The organism is Streptomyces glomeratus (assembly GCF_021462825.1).
Taxonomy (GTDB): Bacteria; Actinomycetota; Actinomycetes; order Streptomycetales; family Streptomycetaceae; genus Streptomyces; species Streptomyces glomeratus.
Genome location: NZ_JAKEEB010000012.1, coordinates 1 through 15,521 on the forward strand (window position 1 = coordinate 1; position 15,521 = coordinate 15,521).

19 protein-coding genes and 2 pseudogenes are annotated in these 15,521 nt (G+C 72.0%); 9 read left to right on the forward strand and 12 right to left on the reverse strand.

The annotated features are described in order from the left end of the window. A pseudogene (locus LZ604_RS16525) lies at window positions 1–200 on the reverse strand (amino acid transporter); the annotation flags it as partial. 422 nt (window positions 201–622) lie between these two features. Between LZ604_RS16525 and LZ604_RS16530 the strand changes: the two are divergent. Next, window positions 623–1,100: pseudogene (locus tag LZ604_RS16530) on the forward strand (response regulator transcription factor); the annotation flags it as partial. A gap of 89 nt (window positions 1,101–1,189) precedes the next feature. After that, complete coding sequence (locus LZ604_RS16535) at window positions 1,190–1,588, forward strand: luciferase domain-containing protein (protein ID WP_234515877.1); 399 nt, start codon at window positions 1,190–1,192, stop codon at window positions 1,586–1,588. Window positions 1,589–1,640: 52 nt separating this feature from the next. On the opposite strand, the gene LZ604_RS16540 is transcribed toward LZ604_RS16535, so the two are convergent. Both LZ604_RS16540 and LZ604_RS16545 read right to left on the reverse strand, forming a co-directional pair. Beyond that, window positions 1,641–2,000, reverse strand: a complete 360-nt coding sequence (locus tag LZ604_RS16540) for a hypothetical protein (RefSeq protein ID WP_234515878.1) — start codon at window positions 1,998–2,000, stop codon at window positions 1,641–1,643. Between the two features lie 36 nt (window positions 2,001–2,036). Next, window positions 2,037–2,519, reverse strand: coding sequence for an inorganic diphosphatase (locus LZ604_RS16545; protein WP_234515879.1), 483 nt, complete (start codon window positions 2,517–2,519; stop codon window positions 2,037–2,039). Window positions 2,520–2,837: 318 nt separating this feature from the next. On the opposite strand from LZ604_RS16545, the gene LZ604_RS16550 reads away from it, so the two are divergent. Beyond that, window positions 2,838–3,302: a TIGR03668 family PPOX class F420-dependent oxidoreductase gene (locus tag LZ604_RS16550; RefSeq protein WP_234515880.1), complete on the forward strand. Its 465-nt coding sequence runs from the start codon at window positions 2,838–2,840 to the stop codon at window positions 3,300–3,302. Window positions 3,303–3,369: 67 nt separating this feature from the next. Next, complete coding sequence (locus LZ604_RS16555) at window positions 3,370–3,795, forward strand: CBS domain-containing protein (RefSeq protein WP_234515881.1); 426 nt, start codon at window positions 3,370–3,372, stop codon at window positions 3,793–3,795. A 10-nt stretch (window positions 3,796–3,805) separates the two neighbouring features. Here the strand turns inward: LZ604_RS16555 and LZ604_RS16560 are convergent, their stop codons facing one another. Next, on the reverse strand, window positions 3,806–4,096 hold the full coding sequence (locus tag LZ604_RS16560; protein WP_234515882.1) for a hypothetical protein: 291 nt from the start codon (window positions 4,094–4,096) through the stop codon (window positions 3,806–3,808). Window positions 4,097–4,240: 144 nt separating this feature from the next. After that, window positions 4,241–5,494 (reverse strand): putative hexosyltransferase, encoded by a 1,254-nt coding sequence (locus LZ604_RS16565; RefSeq protein WP_267971466.1) that lies wholly within the window; start codon window positions 5,492–5,494, stop codon window positions 4,241–4,243. Between the two features lie 152 nt (window positions 5,495–5,646). Here LZ604_RS16565 and LZ604_RS16570 point away from each other — a divergent pair, with 152 nt between their 5' ends. Beyond that, window positions 5,647–6,135 carry a phosphatase domain-containing protein gene (locus tag LZ604_RS16570; RefSeq protein WP_234515884.1) on the forward strand — a complete coding sequence of 163 codons (489 nt, stop codon included), beginning with the start codon at window positions 5,647–5,649 and terminating at the stop codon, window positions 6,133–6,135. Between the two features lie 11 nt (window positions 6,136–6,146). On the opposite strand, the gene LZ604_RS16575 is transcribed toward LZ604_RS16570, so the two are convergent. Beyond that, on the reverse strand, window positions 6,147–6,362 hold the full coding sequence (locus tag LZ604_RS16575) for a dodecin (protein WP_234515885.1): 216 nt from the start codon (window positions 6,360–6,362) through the stop codon (window positions 6,147–6,149). A 303-nt stretch (window positions 6,363–6,665) separates the two neighbouring features. On the opposite strand from LZ604_RS16575, the gene LZ604_RS16580 reads away from it, so the two are divergent. Continuing rightward, a complete protein-coding gene (locus tag LZ604_RS16580; RefSeq protein ID WP_267971467.1) occupies window positions 6,666–7,814 on the forward strand; it encodes an extracellular solute-binding protein in 1,149 nt (382 codons plus the stop codon). A gap of 91 nt (window positions 7,815–7,905) precedes the next feature. Here LZ604_RS16580 and egtD read toward each other — a convergent pair whose 3' ends face one another. The 4 genes from egtD to egtA are packed head-to-tail and all read right to left on the reverse strand — an operon-like array spanning window position 7,906 to window position 12,285. Continuing rightward, entirely contained in the window at window positions 7,906–8,868 is a 963-nt protein-coding gene (gene egtD, locus LZ604_RS16585; RefSeq protein WP_234515887.1) for an L-histidine N(alpha)-methyltransferase, read from the reverse strand. Continuing rightward, on the reverse strand, window positions 8,865–9,656 hold the full coding sequence (gene egtC / locus LZ604_RS16590; RefSeq protein WP_234515888.1) for an ergothioneine biosynthesis protein EgtC: 792 nt from the start codon (window positions 9,654–9,656) through the stop codon (window positions 8,865–8,867). Before egtC ends, egtD begins: the two co-directional genes overlap by 4 nt. Continuing rightward, the gene (egtB, locus tag LZ604_RS16595) at window positions 9,656–10,972 is read right to left on the reverse strand and encodes an ergothioneine biosynthesis protein EgtB (RefSeq protein ID WP_234515889.1); all 1,317 of its coding nucleotides are present in this window, start codon (window positions 10,970–10,972) and stop codon (window positions 9,656–9,658) included. The genes egtC and egtB overlap by 1 nt, the downstream gene beginning before the upstream one ends. Next, on the reverse strand, window positions 10,969–12,285 hold the full coding sequence (gene egtA / locus LZ604_RS16600) for an ergothioneine biosynthesis glutamate--cysteine ligase EgtA (protein WP_234515890.1): 1,317 nt from the start codon (window positions 12,283–12,285) through the stop codon (window positions 10,969–10,971). Before egtA ends, egtB begins: the two co-directional genes overlap by 4 nt. A gap of 299 nt (window positions 12,286–12,584) precedes the next feature. On the opposite strand from egtA, the gene LZ604_RS16605 reads away from it, so the two are divergent. Then, window positions 12,585–13,415, forward strand: coding sequence for a TIGR02452 family protein (locus tag LZ604_RS16605; protein ID WP_234515891.1), 831 nt, complete (start codon window positions 12,585–12,587; stop codon window positions 13,413–13,415). A 72-nt stretch (window positions 13,416–13,487) separates the two neighbouring features. Here LZ604_RS16605 and LZ604_RS16610 read toward each other — a convergent pair whose 3' ends face one another. Further along, window positions 13,488–13,934, reverse strand: coding sequence for a type II toxin-antitoxin system PemK/MazF family toxin (locus LZ604_RS16610; protein ID WP_234515892.1), 447 nt, complete (start codon window positions 13,932–13,934; stop codon window positions 13,488–13,490). Window positions 13,935–14,071: 137 nt separating this feature from the next. Continuing rightward, on the reverse strand, window positions 14,072–14,266 hold the full coding sequence (locus tag LZ604_RS16615; protein WP_234515893.1) for an antitoxin: 195 nt from the start codon (window positions 14,264–14,266) through the stop codon (window positions 14,072–14,074). Between the two features lie 242 nt (window positions 14,267–14,508). Here LZ604_RS16615 and LZ604_RS16620 point away from each other — a divergent pair, with 242 nt between their 5' ends. Both LZ604_RS16620 and LZ604_RS16625 read left to right on the forward strand, forming a co-directional pair. Beyond that, the gene (locus LZ604_RS16620; protein ID WP_234515894.1) at window positions 14,509–15,114 is read left to right on the forward strand and encodes a GOLPH3/VPS74 family protein; all 606 of its coding nucleotides are present in this window, start codon (window positions 14,509–14,511) and stop codon (window positions 15,112–15,114) included. Window positions 15,115–15,312: 198 nt separating this feature from the next. Continuing rightward, on the forward strand, window positions 15,313–15,501 hold the full coding sequence (locus LZ604_RS16625; protein WP_234515895.1) for a hypothetical protein: 189 nt from the start codon (window positions 15,313–15,315) through the stop codon (window positions 15,499–15,501). Window positions 15,502–15,521: the final 20 nt, after the last annotated feature.

Below are 15,521 nucleotides of genomic sequence, written 5' to 3' on the forward strand. Positions count from 1 at the left end.
GCGATTCCGGGCTGGTAGCCGAGGGTGGAGAAGTAGTCGACGCCGGTCAGGCACATCACCCGCCACCAGCGCTGGCCTTTGTGCGCCGGTTCCGGCTGGGCCTGCGGACCCTGGGTGGAGCCCTTGCTGCCCATGTCGGAGAGCCCCTCCAGCATCCACGCCCGCAATCGGCTCGCAGGGGGGTGTTCGGTGGTGGCCATCGGCGCGCTCTCCTGGGTACGTCTCGGTGACGGATTCGGCCATCACACGGACGGCCGCACCAGCGTATGCAGAGAGTGACGCCTGGGCCCACGAATGGCGTCGACCATGGCGTCAAGCTTCCGTTAAGAACGAATGCGCCGAAGTCAGCTCCGTATCAAACCGGCATCAAGTGCGCATCAAGACCGCCAGGTCCGGGAGGACCGTCAGTGGGAGACCGGAGCGGAGGGCCGCCCCTCGGGAAACGAACACACAGCGTCACGCCGGGATTGTCGACCAGCACCTGCGGATCGAGCTCGACCCCGCCCGCCGAAGGAGCAGCTCCTTCGCCCAGCGACGGTCGGACACCGTCCGGCCGGGCCCTTCCGCGGGCACGCCGGCCATCTCGTGTCGCGCGTCGTGGAGGCCGGAAAGGCGCACACCCATGACCCGGGTGCTGGTGGTGGAGGACGAGCCCCGACTCGTACGGTCCCTCGTCGTCAACCGGCAGGCCCGCCACTGCGAGTGGACGCGCCACCGACGGCGTCAGGGCCCTCGGCCTCGCCGTGGCCCATCGGCCCGATGTGGTGCTGCTCGATCTCGGGCCGCCCGGCATGGACGGCGTAACGTCATCAAGACGCTGCGCGGCTGGATCCCGTGCCGATCCCGGTGCTGTCCGCCCGTCAGGCCTCCGGCGAGAAGGCCGCCGCCCTGGATGCCGGTGGCGACGACCACATCAACAAGCCCCTCGCATGGACGAGTTGCCGGCCCGGCTGCGGGCCGCCGTCCGCCGCTCGCAGGAGTCGCCCCTCGCCCCCGGACGATCCCGATCACGACCGATGACTTTCACCGTCGACCTGCAGGCCGGGAAAGCGGCACGCGACGGCCGCGACGTGCGGCTCACCCCGACCGAGTGGCACCTGACCACGCCGTCACCTTCGGTAACCTCACGTCCCGGTTACGGAACCCTCAACCTCTGGTGGCCGGGGAATGAGGGGGCGACGATGGGCTCATGACTTTGGCCCAGCGCGCCCTGGAGCGACTCGAGGCCTGGCCCGACCTCACGGTGGAGCCGGCCAGTTGCGGAACGGGGCGGGCACTCCGCTCCGGGTACAGCGAGATCGTGCACATCCACACCGCGCACGAGGCGGACCTGCATCTGACCAGCGGAGCCCTGCAGCGCTTTTCCGGCGACCTCGCCGGGTCGACCGCCATCCGCATGGTCCCCGGCTCGCGCTGGGTGACCGTGCGCCTGGACTGCGACACCGATGTCGATCTGCTGCTGAGTCTGGTGAGCGTGGCTCTGCACGCCCACCAGAGCCGGCCCCCGTCCGAGAGCACTCCTGGCGAGGAGTGCAACTTCCGCCGTGTCACGGTGCTTCCGCGGGCACGGGAAGACGTCCACGGCTGAACCGCGGCACTGCCGTACGACGCCCGCCGTTCAGCGCGGAGTTCGGCACCCTCTAGGCGGACGGCGGACTCCCGCGCCCACCCGGCCTTCCCCGCGGCGAGGAGAAGTGCCGCAGAGGGCGCGGTGTGTGGACGCGGGGGCCGTAGCGCTCGTGGACGGCGCGTTCGGCCGCGTGCGCCCGGGCGGCGAGGCCGGGCGGCAGGGCGTGCACCCTGCTGCCGCCGCAGCCGGGGCAGACCGCGGCGGCCGACGGCGACTTGAGCACCCTGCCCCGCTCGTCGATGTACGCCTGTGACGTCAACCCGTCGCGGTCGGCGAAGACCACGACCCGGAAGACCGTGTCCCAGGTGCGCCCGCAGTCCCCGCAGACGTAGGTGAACGACTCGGAGACGGAGTGGGGATCGGCCGTCATGGTGCGGTCCTTCCTCGCTCGATCCCTGTCCGGCCGTCAGCCCTCGACGGCGCGCCGACGGGCGGCGTCGATCTCCGCGTACGCCTGTTCGCGTCCCTCCCAGTGGGAACCCTCGACCGACTTGCCTGGCTCCAGGTCCTTGTAGACCTCGAAGAAGTGGGTGATCTCCAGCCGGTCGAACTTGGGCACGTCGTCGATGTCCTGCAGCGAGGAGTAGCGCGGGTCGTGTGCCGGGACGCACAGGACCTTCTCGTCGGGTCCCTTCTCGTCCTTCATCACGAACATGCCGACGGCACGGCACTCGATCACACAGCCCGGGAAGGTGGGGTCCCCGACCAGGACGAGGGCGTCGAGCGGGTCGCCGTCCCGGCCCAGGGTGTGGTCGATATAGCCGTAGTCGGCCGGGTACTTGGTGGACGTGAACAGCATCCGGTCCAGGCGGAGTCGGTCGAGCTCGTGGTCCATCTCGTACTTGTTCCGCGATCCCTGAGGGATCTCCACGATCACGTCGAATTCCACGACGGCCTCCTTGCCGGCCGGTCGGCGGGCCGGGGCGTGGGCCGGTGGCCGGGCGGCTGTAGCGGAGGCGGTCGCCCGATCCTCCGGCCGGCCCGTTCAGCTCGGATCCGTCCTTCCAGTCTGCCCCGTCCGCCCCGGACCCGGCATCCGGGCCGTCGGCCGGCCGTCCGGCCGCCGGATCCCCGGCCCGGAGGCGATGTCGTGTAGGAAACCGGACGTCGGGTACCCGCCGGCGCCGGCCGCCGCCGACGTCCTCACGACCGCACCACGCCGCACGGCCGAGTGGAGTACCTCACCGCGCGGGAGGAGGGTGGAACAGTGCCACGGATGCAGGAGGACGAGGCAGTGCGACGGTTCACGGATGCCCGCGTGGCGCGCCTCGCCACCGTGGACTCCGCGGGACGGCCCCATCTGGCCCCGGTGGTGTTCGCGCGGCGCGGCGACGACCGGATCGTCACGGCCGTCGACCGCAAGCCCAAGGTCTCCCACCGGCTGAGGCGGCTGCGCAACATCGCCGTCCACCCGGCCGTCTGCCTGCTGGCGGACGCGTACGACGAGGACTGGGAACGGCTGTGGTGGGTACGGGCCGACGGAGACGCGCGGACGGTGCCGCCCCGCGCGCCCGCGGAGCAGGACCGGGAGGAGTACGAGGCGGCCATCGCCCTGCTGACGCGGAAGTACCCCCAGTACCGCGAGGCGCCGCCGGACGGACCCGTGATCGTGGTCGCCGTCCGCCGCTGGACCGGCTGGCGCGCAGCTGACGAGCCCCACCCGGCCGGATGACGAGCCGGGCGAGACTCCGGCCGGGCCCGAGACGACCGAGACGACCGAGACGATCCCGGAGGTTCCCATGACCAGGCAGGTACGTGACGTGATGTCCCGAGGCGCGGTTGCCGTCGAGCCCATGACCCCGGTGGCCAGGGTGGCCCGCCTGATGCGCGAACAGGACGTCGGTGACGTCCTGGTGACGTACGACCGTGATCTGTTCGGCGTCCTCACCGACCGCGACATCGTGGTCCGGGCGATGGCCGGGGACCGCGACCCGAACACCGTGACCGCGGGCTCGGTGTGCACCCGGCCGCCCGTGATCACGCTCTCGCCCGACGACACCACCGATCACGCGGTCGAGCTGATGCGCCGCCACGCCGTGCGCAGGCTCCCCGTGGTCGAGAGCGGCGGGTGCCCGGTCGGCATCGTCAGCCTGGGCGACCTCGCCGCCTCGGAGGACCCGCGGTCCGCCCTCGCGGACATCAGCACGGCCGACCCCAATCGATGAGGCCGGGACCTCACAGCCGGGTGTCGGGTCCCGTCCGCTCGTCCACCGCGGCAGTACGGTGTGCCCGGGACCGCCGCGAGCCGTACCGGTGCGTCGCCGCGGTCAGCGCGGTGGCCAGGCCCAGGCAGAACAGCAGTGCCAGGGCGAGCCCGGAGGCGAATATCGCGAGGGTGCTCATGGTCACGATGGGATTGTCGAGCACGGACACGGTGTAGTCGGGGCCACCGGACAGGTTGCCCGCGATCGCCAGACCGGTGAAGGCGGCGGTGGCCGCGAGAAGGAGCAGTCCGAGGAACAGCATCCGAGTCATCTCCTCAGGGAGTTTCCGGCATGCCCCGAGTACCCGCCCCGGCGACACCGAGACAGCGGTGATGCAGTTCGCGGCCCCCGTGCACGCGCCCGGGGACATTCGGCCGCCGTCGAGCCCTGACGGTGGCCGCGGGGCTCACAGCGGAGTGTGGCCTGCTGTCAGGAGATAGGTGCCGTAGGCCACGGAGGCGGCGGCGAGGCTGGCCCCGACCAGCACGGCCTGCTTCGGCCGCAGCCGCCAGCTGCGCGCGAGCCCGCGCGCGAGCGGAATCAGCAGAGGGAACGCGGGCAGCAGGAAGCGCGGCTTCGACGCGTACGGGCCCGAGCCGCCGACCGTGATCAGCAGCAGCACTCCGGCGTACACGATCAGCGCCAGGGGGGCGCCGTCGAGGCAGAGCAGGCAGAACAGCAGCACGGCCGCCACGACGATCACCAGCGCCAGCGGGTAGACGGCCCGGCCGCCGTGCTCGAGCAGCGACTTGAGGAAGTGCAGGGAGCCGACGCCGAAGTCGAAGCGGGAGTCCCAGGCGCGCTGCACGGTGAAGTAGCCGCCGAACAGATCACCCGTTTGGGCGCCCACCCACAGCACGAAGCCCACCCAGCCGAGGGGTGCGATCGCGGTGCCGACCCACAGGCCGGCGGGCACCCGGCCGCGCCGCCTGACGATCTCCTGGATGGCCACGGCGCCCACGGCCGCGGCCACGGCGAACCCCGTGGGCCGGGACAGGCCCGCCAGGGCGGCGAGCGCGCCCGCCCACAGCCAGCGACGCCTGAGCACGGCGTACAGGGACCAGGCGGCGAGAGCGGTGAGCAGGGGCTCCGTATAGGCGATGTCCAGGACCACGGAGTGGGGCAGGGCTGCCCACACACCGACGAGTGCGGTGGCGACCGCTCGGCCGTACAGGTGATGGCCGATCGTGTAGATGCCGTACGCGGCCACCACCGCGGCGCTCCAGGCGATCAGTATGGCGGCGGCGCCCGGAGTGATGGGCAGGACGGTGTACACGGCTCGGGTGAGCGCTGGATACAGGGGGAAGAACGCCCAGTCGCGCTGCACGGCACCGGTGGAGGCGAGGACGTGGGTCTGGGTGCCGTAGCCGTGCTGGGCTATGTGCAGATACCAGCGGGAGTCCCATGAGTGGGCCAGGCCCTTGAGCAGTGGGTGGCCCATGGTGCGGTTCGCGACGGCGATCGCAGCGAGACCGGTGAGACGTATGACGGCGAACAGGGCAAGGGCCGGTGCAGCACCGGGCAGGAGCCGGACTCGGAAGGGAAGGCGGACGCGACGGTCTGTGCCCTCGGCCTGTTCGGCAGCGGGGGCGGGCGAGAGTGCGCTCACACCTTGACCCTGCGTTATCGGCGTACGGTCCGCAACGTGAGGTTTGGCCATGGTTGGGTCATATACCAGTGCTCTACGAGAATCTGTCGTGACTCAGTGCTGAACTCGGTGAGTGAGCCCGCCCCGAGCAACCATGTCCGCTTCTGACCCGTCCGGGTCAGGTCGCCGCCCGGGCGCCACCGCCGTCTCCGTAGAGTGGCCGGGTGACGAACAGCAGTAGGCCGGTCGCCGTCTTCGACATCGACAACACCCTTGCCGACACCGCGCACCGGCAGCGTTTCCTGGAGCGGAAACCGCGTGACTGGGAGGCGTTCTTCGCGGCCGCGCCGCAGGATCCGCCGCTGGCCGAGGGAATCGCGCTCGCGCTGCGGACCGCCGAGGAGTGCGAGCTCTTCTATCTGACCGGACGGCCCGCGCGCTGCCGGCGCGACACACTCGACTGGCTCGCCGCTCAGGGGCTGCCCGAGGGGCGGGTGTCCATGCGGGCCGACGGCGACCGCAGGCCCGCTCGCGTCACCAAGCTGGAACTCCTCCGCGAGCTGGCCCTGGGCCGAGAGATCCGTATGCTCGTCGACGACGACGAACTCGTGTGCCAGGCGGCCGAACAGGCCGGATTCACCGTCGTACGCGCCCGCTGGACATCCCCCTCCGCCGCCCTGATGGATGCGCAGGAGCGGGAAGGGCGCACCTGAGAGCGGCCCGGCTACTCGCCGTCCTCCAGGCGGAATCCCACCTTCAGGCCGACCTGGTAGTGCTCGATCTGCCCGTTCTCGATCCGGCCCCTGACCTGTGTGACCTCGAACCAGTCCAGATTGCGCAGGGTCTGCGAGGCGCGGGCGATGGCATTGCGTACGGCCTGGTCGACGCCCTCGGGCGAGCTGCCGACGATCTCGGTGACCCGGTAGGTGTGGTCGGTCATACGGGTGCTCCTCTCGGCGCGGCGGGTGTCCCACGTCCCTCCACCGTGCCGTACGGGGCGGTGGTCCGCGAGACATCGGCCGTCCCCTTGACCCGGGCATTGGTCCATACCAAAATCCCGGAGCACCCGTACGAGCTCCTCGCTCGTCCCCCCACGTCGGGCCCCCTCCCTTGTCCGCAAGGCAGAACAGGACCCTCCGTGAGACGTCTCCTCGCCCTCGTATGCGTGTCCGCCTTACTCCTCGCCGCGTGCGGAGTCCTGCCCGGCGGCGGGACCGAACGCCGGACCGTGACCGTTTGGCTGATGAAGGACAGCGCGTCGGCCGCCTTCCTCGACCGGTTCACCCGCGACTTCCAGCGAACCCACGGCGATCTGCGCCTCGACATCCGCATCCAGCAGTGGACCGGGATCGGAGCCAAGGTCCAGGCGGCTCTGGAGCGCACCGGCGGCGGCGGTCCCGACGTCATCGAGATCGGCAACACCCAGGTCGCACAGTACGTGGACCGGGGCGGACTGCTCGACCTGACGCTGGAGTCGATGCGCGACTGGGGCATGGACGACTGGCTGCCGGGCCTCGCCCAGCCGGGCAGCTTCGCCGGACACCAGTACGGGATTCCCTGGTACGCGGCCAATCGCGTCGTCATCTACCGCAAGGACCTCTTCGCCCGGGCCGGCATCACCGAGCCGCCCAGGACGCGTGCGCAGTGGCTCGTGGACACGGCGAAACTCGACTCCCGTGGCAACCAGGGGATCTACCTGGCCGGGCAGGACTGGTACACCCTCTCCGGATTCATCTGGGACGAGGGCGGCGACCTCGCCCGGCAGACGTCGGCCGGCACCTGGGAGGGCACACTCGACACGCCCGCCGCGCTGCGCGGCATGGACTTCTACCGACGGCTCCAGACGCTGGGCTCCGGCCCCGTGGGCGCCGACGAGGAACACCCGCCGCAGGCCGGTGTGTTCGCCGGGGGGCACGTCGCGCAGATCGTGGCCGTTCCCGGGCTCACCCAGGCCGTGGTGCAGCGGAACCCCGAACTGAAGGACCGGCTGGGGTACTTCCCCCTTCCGGGCAGGACGGCCGCGAGACCCTGCGCGGTCTTCACCGGCGGCTCCGACCTCGTGATCCCGAAGAACACCGACGACCGGCGCGGTGCCACCGCCGTCGTCGCCGCGCTCGCCGGCACCACCTGGCAGACCGATCTGGCCCGCACGATGAAGTACGTACCCAACAAGACCACGCTCGCGGACGCGGTTGCGGGCGAGGAGGGCGTCGCGGCCATGGCGGCGGGCGCCGCACACGGCCGGGCGACACCCGCCGCGCCCGCCTGGGCGGCGGTCGAGGCGGACAACCCGATCAAGACCTGGATGACCAGGGTGCTCCGGGGCGCGGACCCGGCGACCGAGGCGACCCGCGCCTCACACCGCATCACACAGACCCTCGCCGGCGGATGACCGCCACGGCGCGGGCGGAACGGACCCTGGGGTCCGGCGGCGCGCCCGTGCCCCGCCAGACCGGGGCACGGGCCTCTCTGCTGTGCCGCTGTCAGCGCACCCCGCTCAACGACAGGGCGAACCTCCCCTCCGCGTCCGTCCACCAGTGCGTCAACTCAAGTTCGGCCGAAGCGAGTTCACGCCGAACCCCGTCCTTGCGGAACTTCGCCGACACCTCCGTGCGCAGCTCCTCCCCGTCCGCGAAGTCCACCGCCAGGTCCAGCGCGGGGATCTTCACCGTCTGGGCCGTCCGTGACCGCAGCCGCATCTCGATCCACTCGTGGTCGGCGTCCCACACGGCCTTATGGGCGAAGGCGTCCGGGTCGAAGTCCGCGCCCAGCTCACGGTTGAGCACGGCCAGCACGTTCTTGTTGAACTCGGCCGTCACCCCGGCCGCGTCGTCGTACGCCGCGACCAGCACCGACTCGTCCTTCACCAGGTCGGTGCCGAGCAGCAGCGCGTCCCCGGGCGACATCAGCGCCCGTACGGAGGTGAGGAACGCAGCGCGCTCGGCGGGCAGCAGATTGCCGATCGTGCCGCCCAGGAACGCCACGAGCCTCGGCCCCGGCGTCCGAGGCAGCGTGAGCCCCGCGGTGAAGTCCGCGATCAGCGCGTGGACGTCCAGGCCGGGCCGCTCGGCGATCAGCGCCTGCCCCGCCTGGCTGAGCGCGCTCTCGCTCACGTCCACCGGGACATAGGTGTGCAGGCCGGTCAGTGCGTCCAGCAGATGGCGGGTCTTCTCGGAGGAGCCGGAACCCAGCTCGACCAGCGTCCGAGCGCCGGTCGCGGCCGCGATCTCGCCGGAGCGGACGATCAGGATCTCCCGCTCGGCGCGCGTGGGGTAGTACTCGGGCAGTTCGGTGATCTTCTCGAACAACTCGCTGCCGTGCGCGTCGTAGAACCACTTCGGCGGCAGCGTCTTGGGCGTTTTGGTGAGGCCGTGCAGTACGTCGGCGCGCAGTGCGGCCTCCGTGGCGTCCTCGGGGAGGGTGCGGATGACAAGGAACGGGCTCACGTGCGGGACTCCTCGGATGGTACGGGCGCCATGTCGTCGCGCGGGTCCTTGAGCGGGGTCAGCAGGACGTCGGTGCGGGTGGCCGAGAGCAGGGTGCGGTCGGCCACCTCCTGCCAGTGCGGGTCGTCGTCGTAGGGTTCGGAGGCCACGACGACACGGCCGCCGGGACCGGTGAGGTACCACAGCGTGTCGCCCCAGGCGGTCGCGGTGATCGTCTGGCCGTCGGTGACGAGCAGATTCAGCCGGGAGCCGGGTGCCGCCGAGGCGACCTCCAGGACGGTGTCGGCCAGGGCCTTCCCGTCCTCCATGCCGGCGCGCAGCCGGTTCAGCAGCAGTGCCCACACCAGGGCCGAGTCGCAGCGCGACTCCAGCGAGAGCAGCTCCACGGGCGGCAGCGACCCGGCGAGGCCGCCCATCGAGTCGGGCCAGCCCTTGACGGCCCCATTGTGGCTGAACAGCCATCTGTCCCCGGTGTAGGGCGCCGCCGCGGCCTCGGGGTCGGGGTCGCAGCTGGTCGCGTCCCGCACCGCGGCCAGGACGGCGCCCGAGCGCACGACCCGCGCCAGGTCGGTGAGGGAGGTGTCGGCCCAGATGGGCCCCGCCCTGCGGTAGCGCGCCGGCACGGGGTCGTCCGGGGCGTACCAGCCGACCCCGAAACCGTCGGCGTTGACGGTGCCGTACCGCTGCCGCCGCGGCGCCCACGACTGCCGGTACAGACTGTGCGGGGGCTCCAGCAGAAGCCGCCCGAGCGGCTCCTCGGGTCCCAGATAGGCGAGATGACGGCACATCAGGCGTCCCTGGCGGTGCGGAAGCCGGAGAAGATCTGCCGCCGGACGGGATAGTCCCAGTTGCGGAACGTACCCCGGCAGGCCACCGGGTCCACGGCGAACGAGCCTCCCCGCAGCACCTTGTACTCGGACCCGAAGAACACCTCCGAGTACTCCTTGTACGGGAACGCCGTGAACCCCGGGTACGGCAGGAAGTCGCTCGACGTCCACTCCCACACGTCACCGATCAGCTGCCGTACGCCGAGCGCGGATGCACCCGCCGGATAGCTGCCGGCCGGAGCCGGACGCAGATGGCGCTGCCCGAGGTTGGCGTGCTCGGGCGTGGGATCGGCGTCGCCCCACGGATAGCGCCGGGAGCGGCCCGTTGCGGGATCGTGGCGGGCCGCCTTCTCCCACTCCGTCTCGGTGGGCAGCCGGCGCCCCGCCCAGCGCGCGTATGCGTCCGCCTCGTACCAGCACACGTGCAGGACGGGCTCGTCGGGCGGTACGGCCTCGGTGACGCCGAAGTGCCGCCGCAGCCACTGGCCGCTCTCGCGGCGCCAGAACAGCGGGGCCCTCAGGCCGTGGGTGCGGACGTGCGCCCAGCCCTCGGGCGTCCACCAACGCTCCTCGTCGTAGCCCCCGTCCTCGATGAACGCCTGGTAGGCGGCGTTCGTCACCGGAAGGGCGTCGATGTGGAAGGCCGCCACCTCCCGCTGGTGCGCGGGCCGTTCGTTGTCCAGTGACCATGGCTCGGTCGAGGTGCCCATGGTGAACGGGCCGGCCGGTACGAGGACTTCGGACGGGCCCGTGTAGGGCGGGGCGGGAGCCGGGTCGGGGGCGGTGAGAGCCTGGGGGCCCCGGCGCAGCTGATGGGTGATCAGCATGGTTTCGTCGTGCTGCTGTTCGTGCTGGGCGACCATGCCGAACGCGAAGCCGGCCTCGGTCAGGGCGTGGCCCTCGAACGGCGCGCTCTCCAGCACGTCCAGCGCCCGCCCCCGGACGTCCGCAGCGTAGCGGCGGGCCTCGTCCGGTGACAGCAGAGGCAGCGAGGGCCGCTCGGCGCGCGGGTGCTCGAAGGCGTCGTACAGCCCGTCTATCTCGGGCCGCATGGCCTCACGGCCCGCCACCGCGCGCAGCAGCCACAGCTCCTCCTGGTTGCCGATGTGTGCGAGGTCCCACACCAGCGGCGACATCAGCGGGGAGTGCTGGGCGGTGAGGTCGGGGTCCTCCACGCAGGTGGTCAGGAGCGCGGTGCGGTCGCGCGCCCTGGTCAGCGCGTCCAGCGCGCGCTCTCGCAGCGTGCCGGGGTCGATCGATGACCGGGCGTCGGTCATGAGTGCATGTCCTTCCCGTGGACACGGGTGTCGTCCCCGCCGCAACGGGTGTCGTTCCCGTGGAACTGGAGCAGCAGATCGTCGGCGGGGCAGCGGCCCCGGGCCACATAGCGGTCGGTGAACTCCGCGACGGCCTCCTGTACGTCGTCGCTGGCGCCGATCCTGGGCAGTGCCTCGGCCGCGGCCGCGAAACAGGCGACGGCGGCCTCGTGCAGCTCGGGGTCGGTCAGCCCCTCGCGCGCGGCGGTGACCCACAGCGCGTTGCGCGGCGGCGGCAGCGGGCCGGCGCGCTCGGCCAGGGGCTTGACGGTCCGGTAGGCGGTCTCGGCGGCCTCGGGATCGTCGAACAGCGCCGCGGTCACGGCGAGCGGCACGATCCACCCGTCGTCGCCGGGCTGCGCGTCGATCATGCGGAGTTCGAGATGTCCGCGGGGCCGGATCGGAGGGAACAGGGTCGTGAGGTGGTACTCGAGGTCGCTGTGGTCCGGGGGAGCCTCGGACCGGGTCCAGGACCGGAAACTCAAGCCGTCCGGAACGTACCAGGGGCCTGAGCCGGTGCGGACGCACATCACGGGCGCGTCCATCACATGCCGGGCCCAGGAGGCCCGCGGATCGCCGACGAGGGGCGGGGCGCTGCTGCGTCCCGGATCCATGGCGGACCACAGGGACTGCCGCGTCGAGCGCCAGCCCGTGGGCCGGCCCCGGGACAGCGGGGAGTGCGCGAACGCCGCGACCAGCACCGCTCCCAGCTGGTGCGCCAGCCACCAGCGGCGTCCGTGCCCCAGCGGGCCCGGCTCCTCGTAACCGGCGTCCAGGCACACCTGGACGGACGCCGAGGAGCACATCATCGACCGCCCCTCGGGACCGGTGCGGTCGAGGTAGCGCTCCATGGCGTCGTAGCGGGGGTCCGCCAGGAAGCGGCGAGGGGGGTGCCACGGTTCGTGGCCGTAGCCGCTGAGGCCGAGACCCGCCTCGGCCAGCAGGGCGCGGACCGCGTCGAGGTCGGCGGAGACGGACCCTATGCACTCCATCAGGGAGGTGACGGGGGCGGAGCTGAGCTCCAGCTGCCCGCCCGGTTCGACGGTGAGGGCCGAACGCAGGGGCAGGGTCCGCAGCGCGGTGTAGACCGCGCGGAGACGTTCGGGTGGTGCCGGGAGCCACGGCTTGCGCAGCTCGTGGACGAACCATTCCACTTCGACACCGAGGGTGCGGGGCGGTCCGGTCTTGAAACAGATGCCGTGGACCAGCGCCTCCACCTCGGCTTCGGTGACAGCGGAGCGGCGCTCCGTACAGCCACTCACCGAATCGGACATGTCGGGATCCTCCTGAGATTCCACCATGCCACCGCCCCGGTATCGGATGGCCGGGGCGGCGTCGCTCGTCCCACCCAAGACCCTTCCGTGCATTCGCACAAGAGTGCACTGTCGATCTTCGCGGACTGATTCCTCCCTGTTTGCCAGGCCGGAAACGGTAATTCCCGGGACTGGGAAACTCTGTTGCGACGTAGGACCAGCATCGCTCACCATGCGTTCATGAGCACGACGGGGGAGAACGGCGGTGCGCCGGGCGGGACCGCGTGCCGTGTGCTCACGGCGCCCACGGGGGTGGCGGCGTGAGCACGCGGCTGCGCGGGATCGCACAGAAGACGCAGGAGATCGTCGAGGCGGGCGCCTACCGCACGCCCGAGGGGCGTACGGTGCCCATCGCCGCGGCGGTCGAGGCCGCGCGCGCCGGGACGCGGATGTACGGCCCGGGGCCGGTGGAGACCTCGCCGATGCGCTCGGGGGCCACCGTTTTCGAGGTGACGGGGGAGAGCAGCCTGGAAGCCGCCCGGCGCCTGCTGAGCCGGTCGGGTGACCCGGTGGCCGTACTGAACTTCGCTTCCGCGCGCAACCCGGGCGGCGGGTTCCTGAACGGCGCGCAGGCCCAGGAGGAGGCGCTGTGCCGTGCCTCCGCGCTGTACGCGTGCGTCCGCGAGGTCCGGGAGTTCTACGACCACCACCGGGCCGACCGCGACCCGTTCTACACGGACCGGGTCATCCACTCACCGGCCGTCCCGGTCTTCCGCGACGACCGTGGGCGGCTGCTCGAGGCGCCGTACGCGGTGGGCTTCCTGACCGCAGCCGCGCCGAACGCGGGCGTGGTGCGGCAGCGGGCGCCGGAACGTGCGAACGAGCTGCCCCGCGCCCTGGCCGCCCGTGCCGAACGGGTTCTGGAGACGGCGGCCGCCTGCGGCTACCGGCGCCTGGTGCTGGGGGCGTGGGGCTGCGGGGTGTTCCGCAACGAGCCGGGGCAGGTCGCCGGGGCGTTCCGCGGCCTGCTGGTCACGGGGCGGTTCGGGGGCGCCTTCGAGGAGGTGGTCTTCGCCGTCCTGGACCGCACGTCCGGTACGACGACACGGGCCGCCTTCGAGCGGACTTTCGCCGACGTGGCTGCCGTCTGACCGGGTCCCTCCGCCCGGTCCCCCGCGCCCGCCGGCCAGGCCCTCGGCTCCAGCCGTGCCGAGCCGTGCCGATCAGTTCCAGCCGTACCGCTCCCGCAGCCGGTGCACCACGAGGTTGAACCGCATCCGGTCCAGGGCGCACGCCTCCCGCCGCATGCCGTCCTCGTGCAGCCGCAGCACGCGGTCCACGTCCACCCAGGAGTCGCGACCCGTCCGGTCCCAGGGGCCGCTGCCGATCGGCACCCACTCCCGGTCCCCGTCGTGCCGCTTGCTGGACAGCTGCACGGCGAGCAGTGTGCCGGCCGGCTCCCGGGCGACCACGAGCACCGGGCGGTCCTTGCCGCGCCCGTCGTTCTCCTCGAACGGCACCCAGGTCCAGACGATTTCCCCCGGATCCGGGTCTCCATCGTGCGCGGGGGAGTACTCCGTCCGCACCCGGCCCACCGTGCGGGGGTCGGCCTCGGTGGTCGCCGAGGGGCCGTAGCGGCCGGGGACGTCTTCATCGGTAAAGGCAGTCACGCGGCTCACGGTAGAGCCTGACCCATCTCGGCCTCCGGGTGGGGGTGGAACCTGAGCCGCCGTCAGCCGGGCTGCGGGACCCGGCCGGTGGCGACCCGTGGGAGAGGAGCGGGACTTCCCGCCGCGCGCTGCCCGCGCTACGGCTGGGGAGGGTTGTCCCGGTCCTGCGGAGGCTGGAACTGGTCCCTGAGGGCATCCGGGCCCTTGTCGGCCTGCCCGGCGGGGCGGTCGCGCATCGTGTCGTCGGCGGGCCGGCCGGCTTCGTCGTGTCCCCGGCCGATGCGCTCCCCGCCTCCCTTCAGCATCTGCTTGAGCTTGTCCATCACGGACATCGTGGCCCTCCTTGCCGATCTTCCCTCCCTCCAGGATCGGCGCAGCACGCCGAGGGTGCATCCGCTGCGGCACGGACGGCGCCGCGGCCGCGGCGCCGTCCGGCGCGGGCAGCGGGGCCCGATCGGCGCCGTGGGGATGCGGTGGCCGTGGATGCGAGGTGGGATGAGCGGGGCACTCGACCGGGAGGACGCAGGCATGATGGCCTCCAGGAGATCGTCGAGCAAGCGTCGTGGAGGCACGCATGGCCACTGCACGGGACCTGTTGACCGTCGCCCTGGACGCCGCGCCCGGCCGTCGTGCCGAACCGGGTGACCTGTCGCTCGCGCTCGCGGGCGCCGAAGTGCTGGACCTCGTGGAGCTACGGGCTCTCACCCTGGACGGAGTCCTCATCGTGCCGAGCGACCCGCCGGTGACGGACGACCGCCTCCTGCGGGAGGCCGCCGATGTGCTCACCCGGCAGCCGCCATACGAGTCGGTCGAGGACTGGCTGTGGCGCCGGGGCCAGGGCCTGTCCTCGGCCTATCTGGCCGCGTTCGAGGAGGAGGGCCTGCTCGCCCGGCAGCGCCGCCGCTGGCTGCCCGCCTGGACCGGCGATGCCACGCCGGTCGACTCCCCGGCCCGCCGTCAGGCGGCGGACCGATGGGCCGCCGGGGAACCCGTGCTCGCCACGCTCGCGGCGACCGTCGGCATCCGTGAGGCACCGACGGAGGAGCCCCCGGAGGTCACCGAGGGCACGACGGGGACCGTGCTGGCCGCCGTCGACGACGCGGTGACGGAACTGACGGCCGTACGTCAGCGGCGGGCCATCGAGAAGGCGGCCTTCGACAACATCTGGCGAGGCCCGTGAGCACGGGTAGGCAGGCCGTGTCCGGCTCTCTGCCAGGGCCGAAATCACCTCTCAGGGTGGTGATGTAAACCGGCGTCCACGATTCCCCGACATGAGGTGCCAGGCGCCGAGCGGGAGAGCGACTGGTGCGTCACCATCTTGACTGGTGACGACTGGCGGGGCAGTATCGCTGTCAGCCCATGAGCGAGGAGAGCGCCGATGACCCAGGGACAACAGCTGCCTTCGCAGGCCCCGGACGCCGCGGAGACCGTGCGCCGTGCCCGGTTCGGCACCTTGCCGGAGCGCATCCGCCCGCAGGACATGGTGGAGGAGAAGCCGGCCACGCTTCCCGACCCGGCGCGGGACACGTACAACCCCGACGAATGGCTCGTGCGCACCTGTCTGTGACCGGTGCCCCGCCCGGCCAT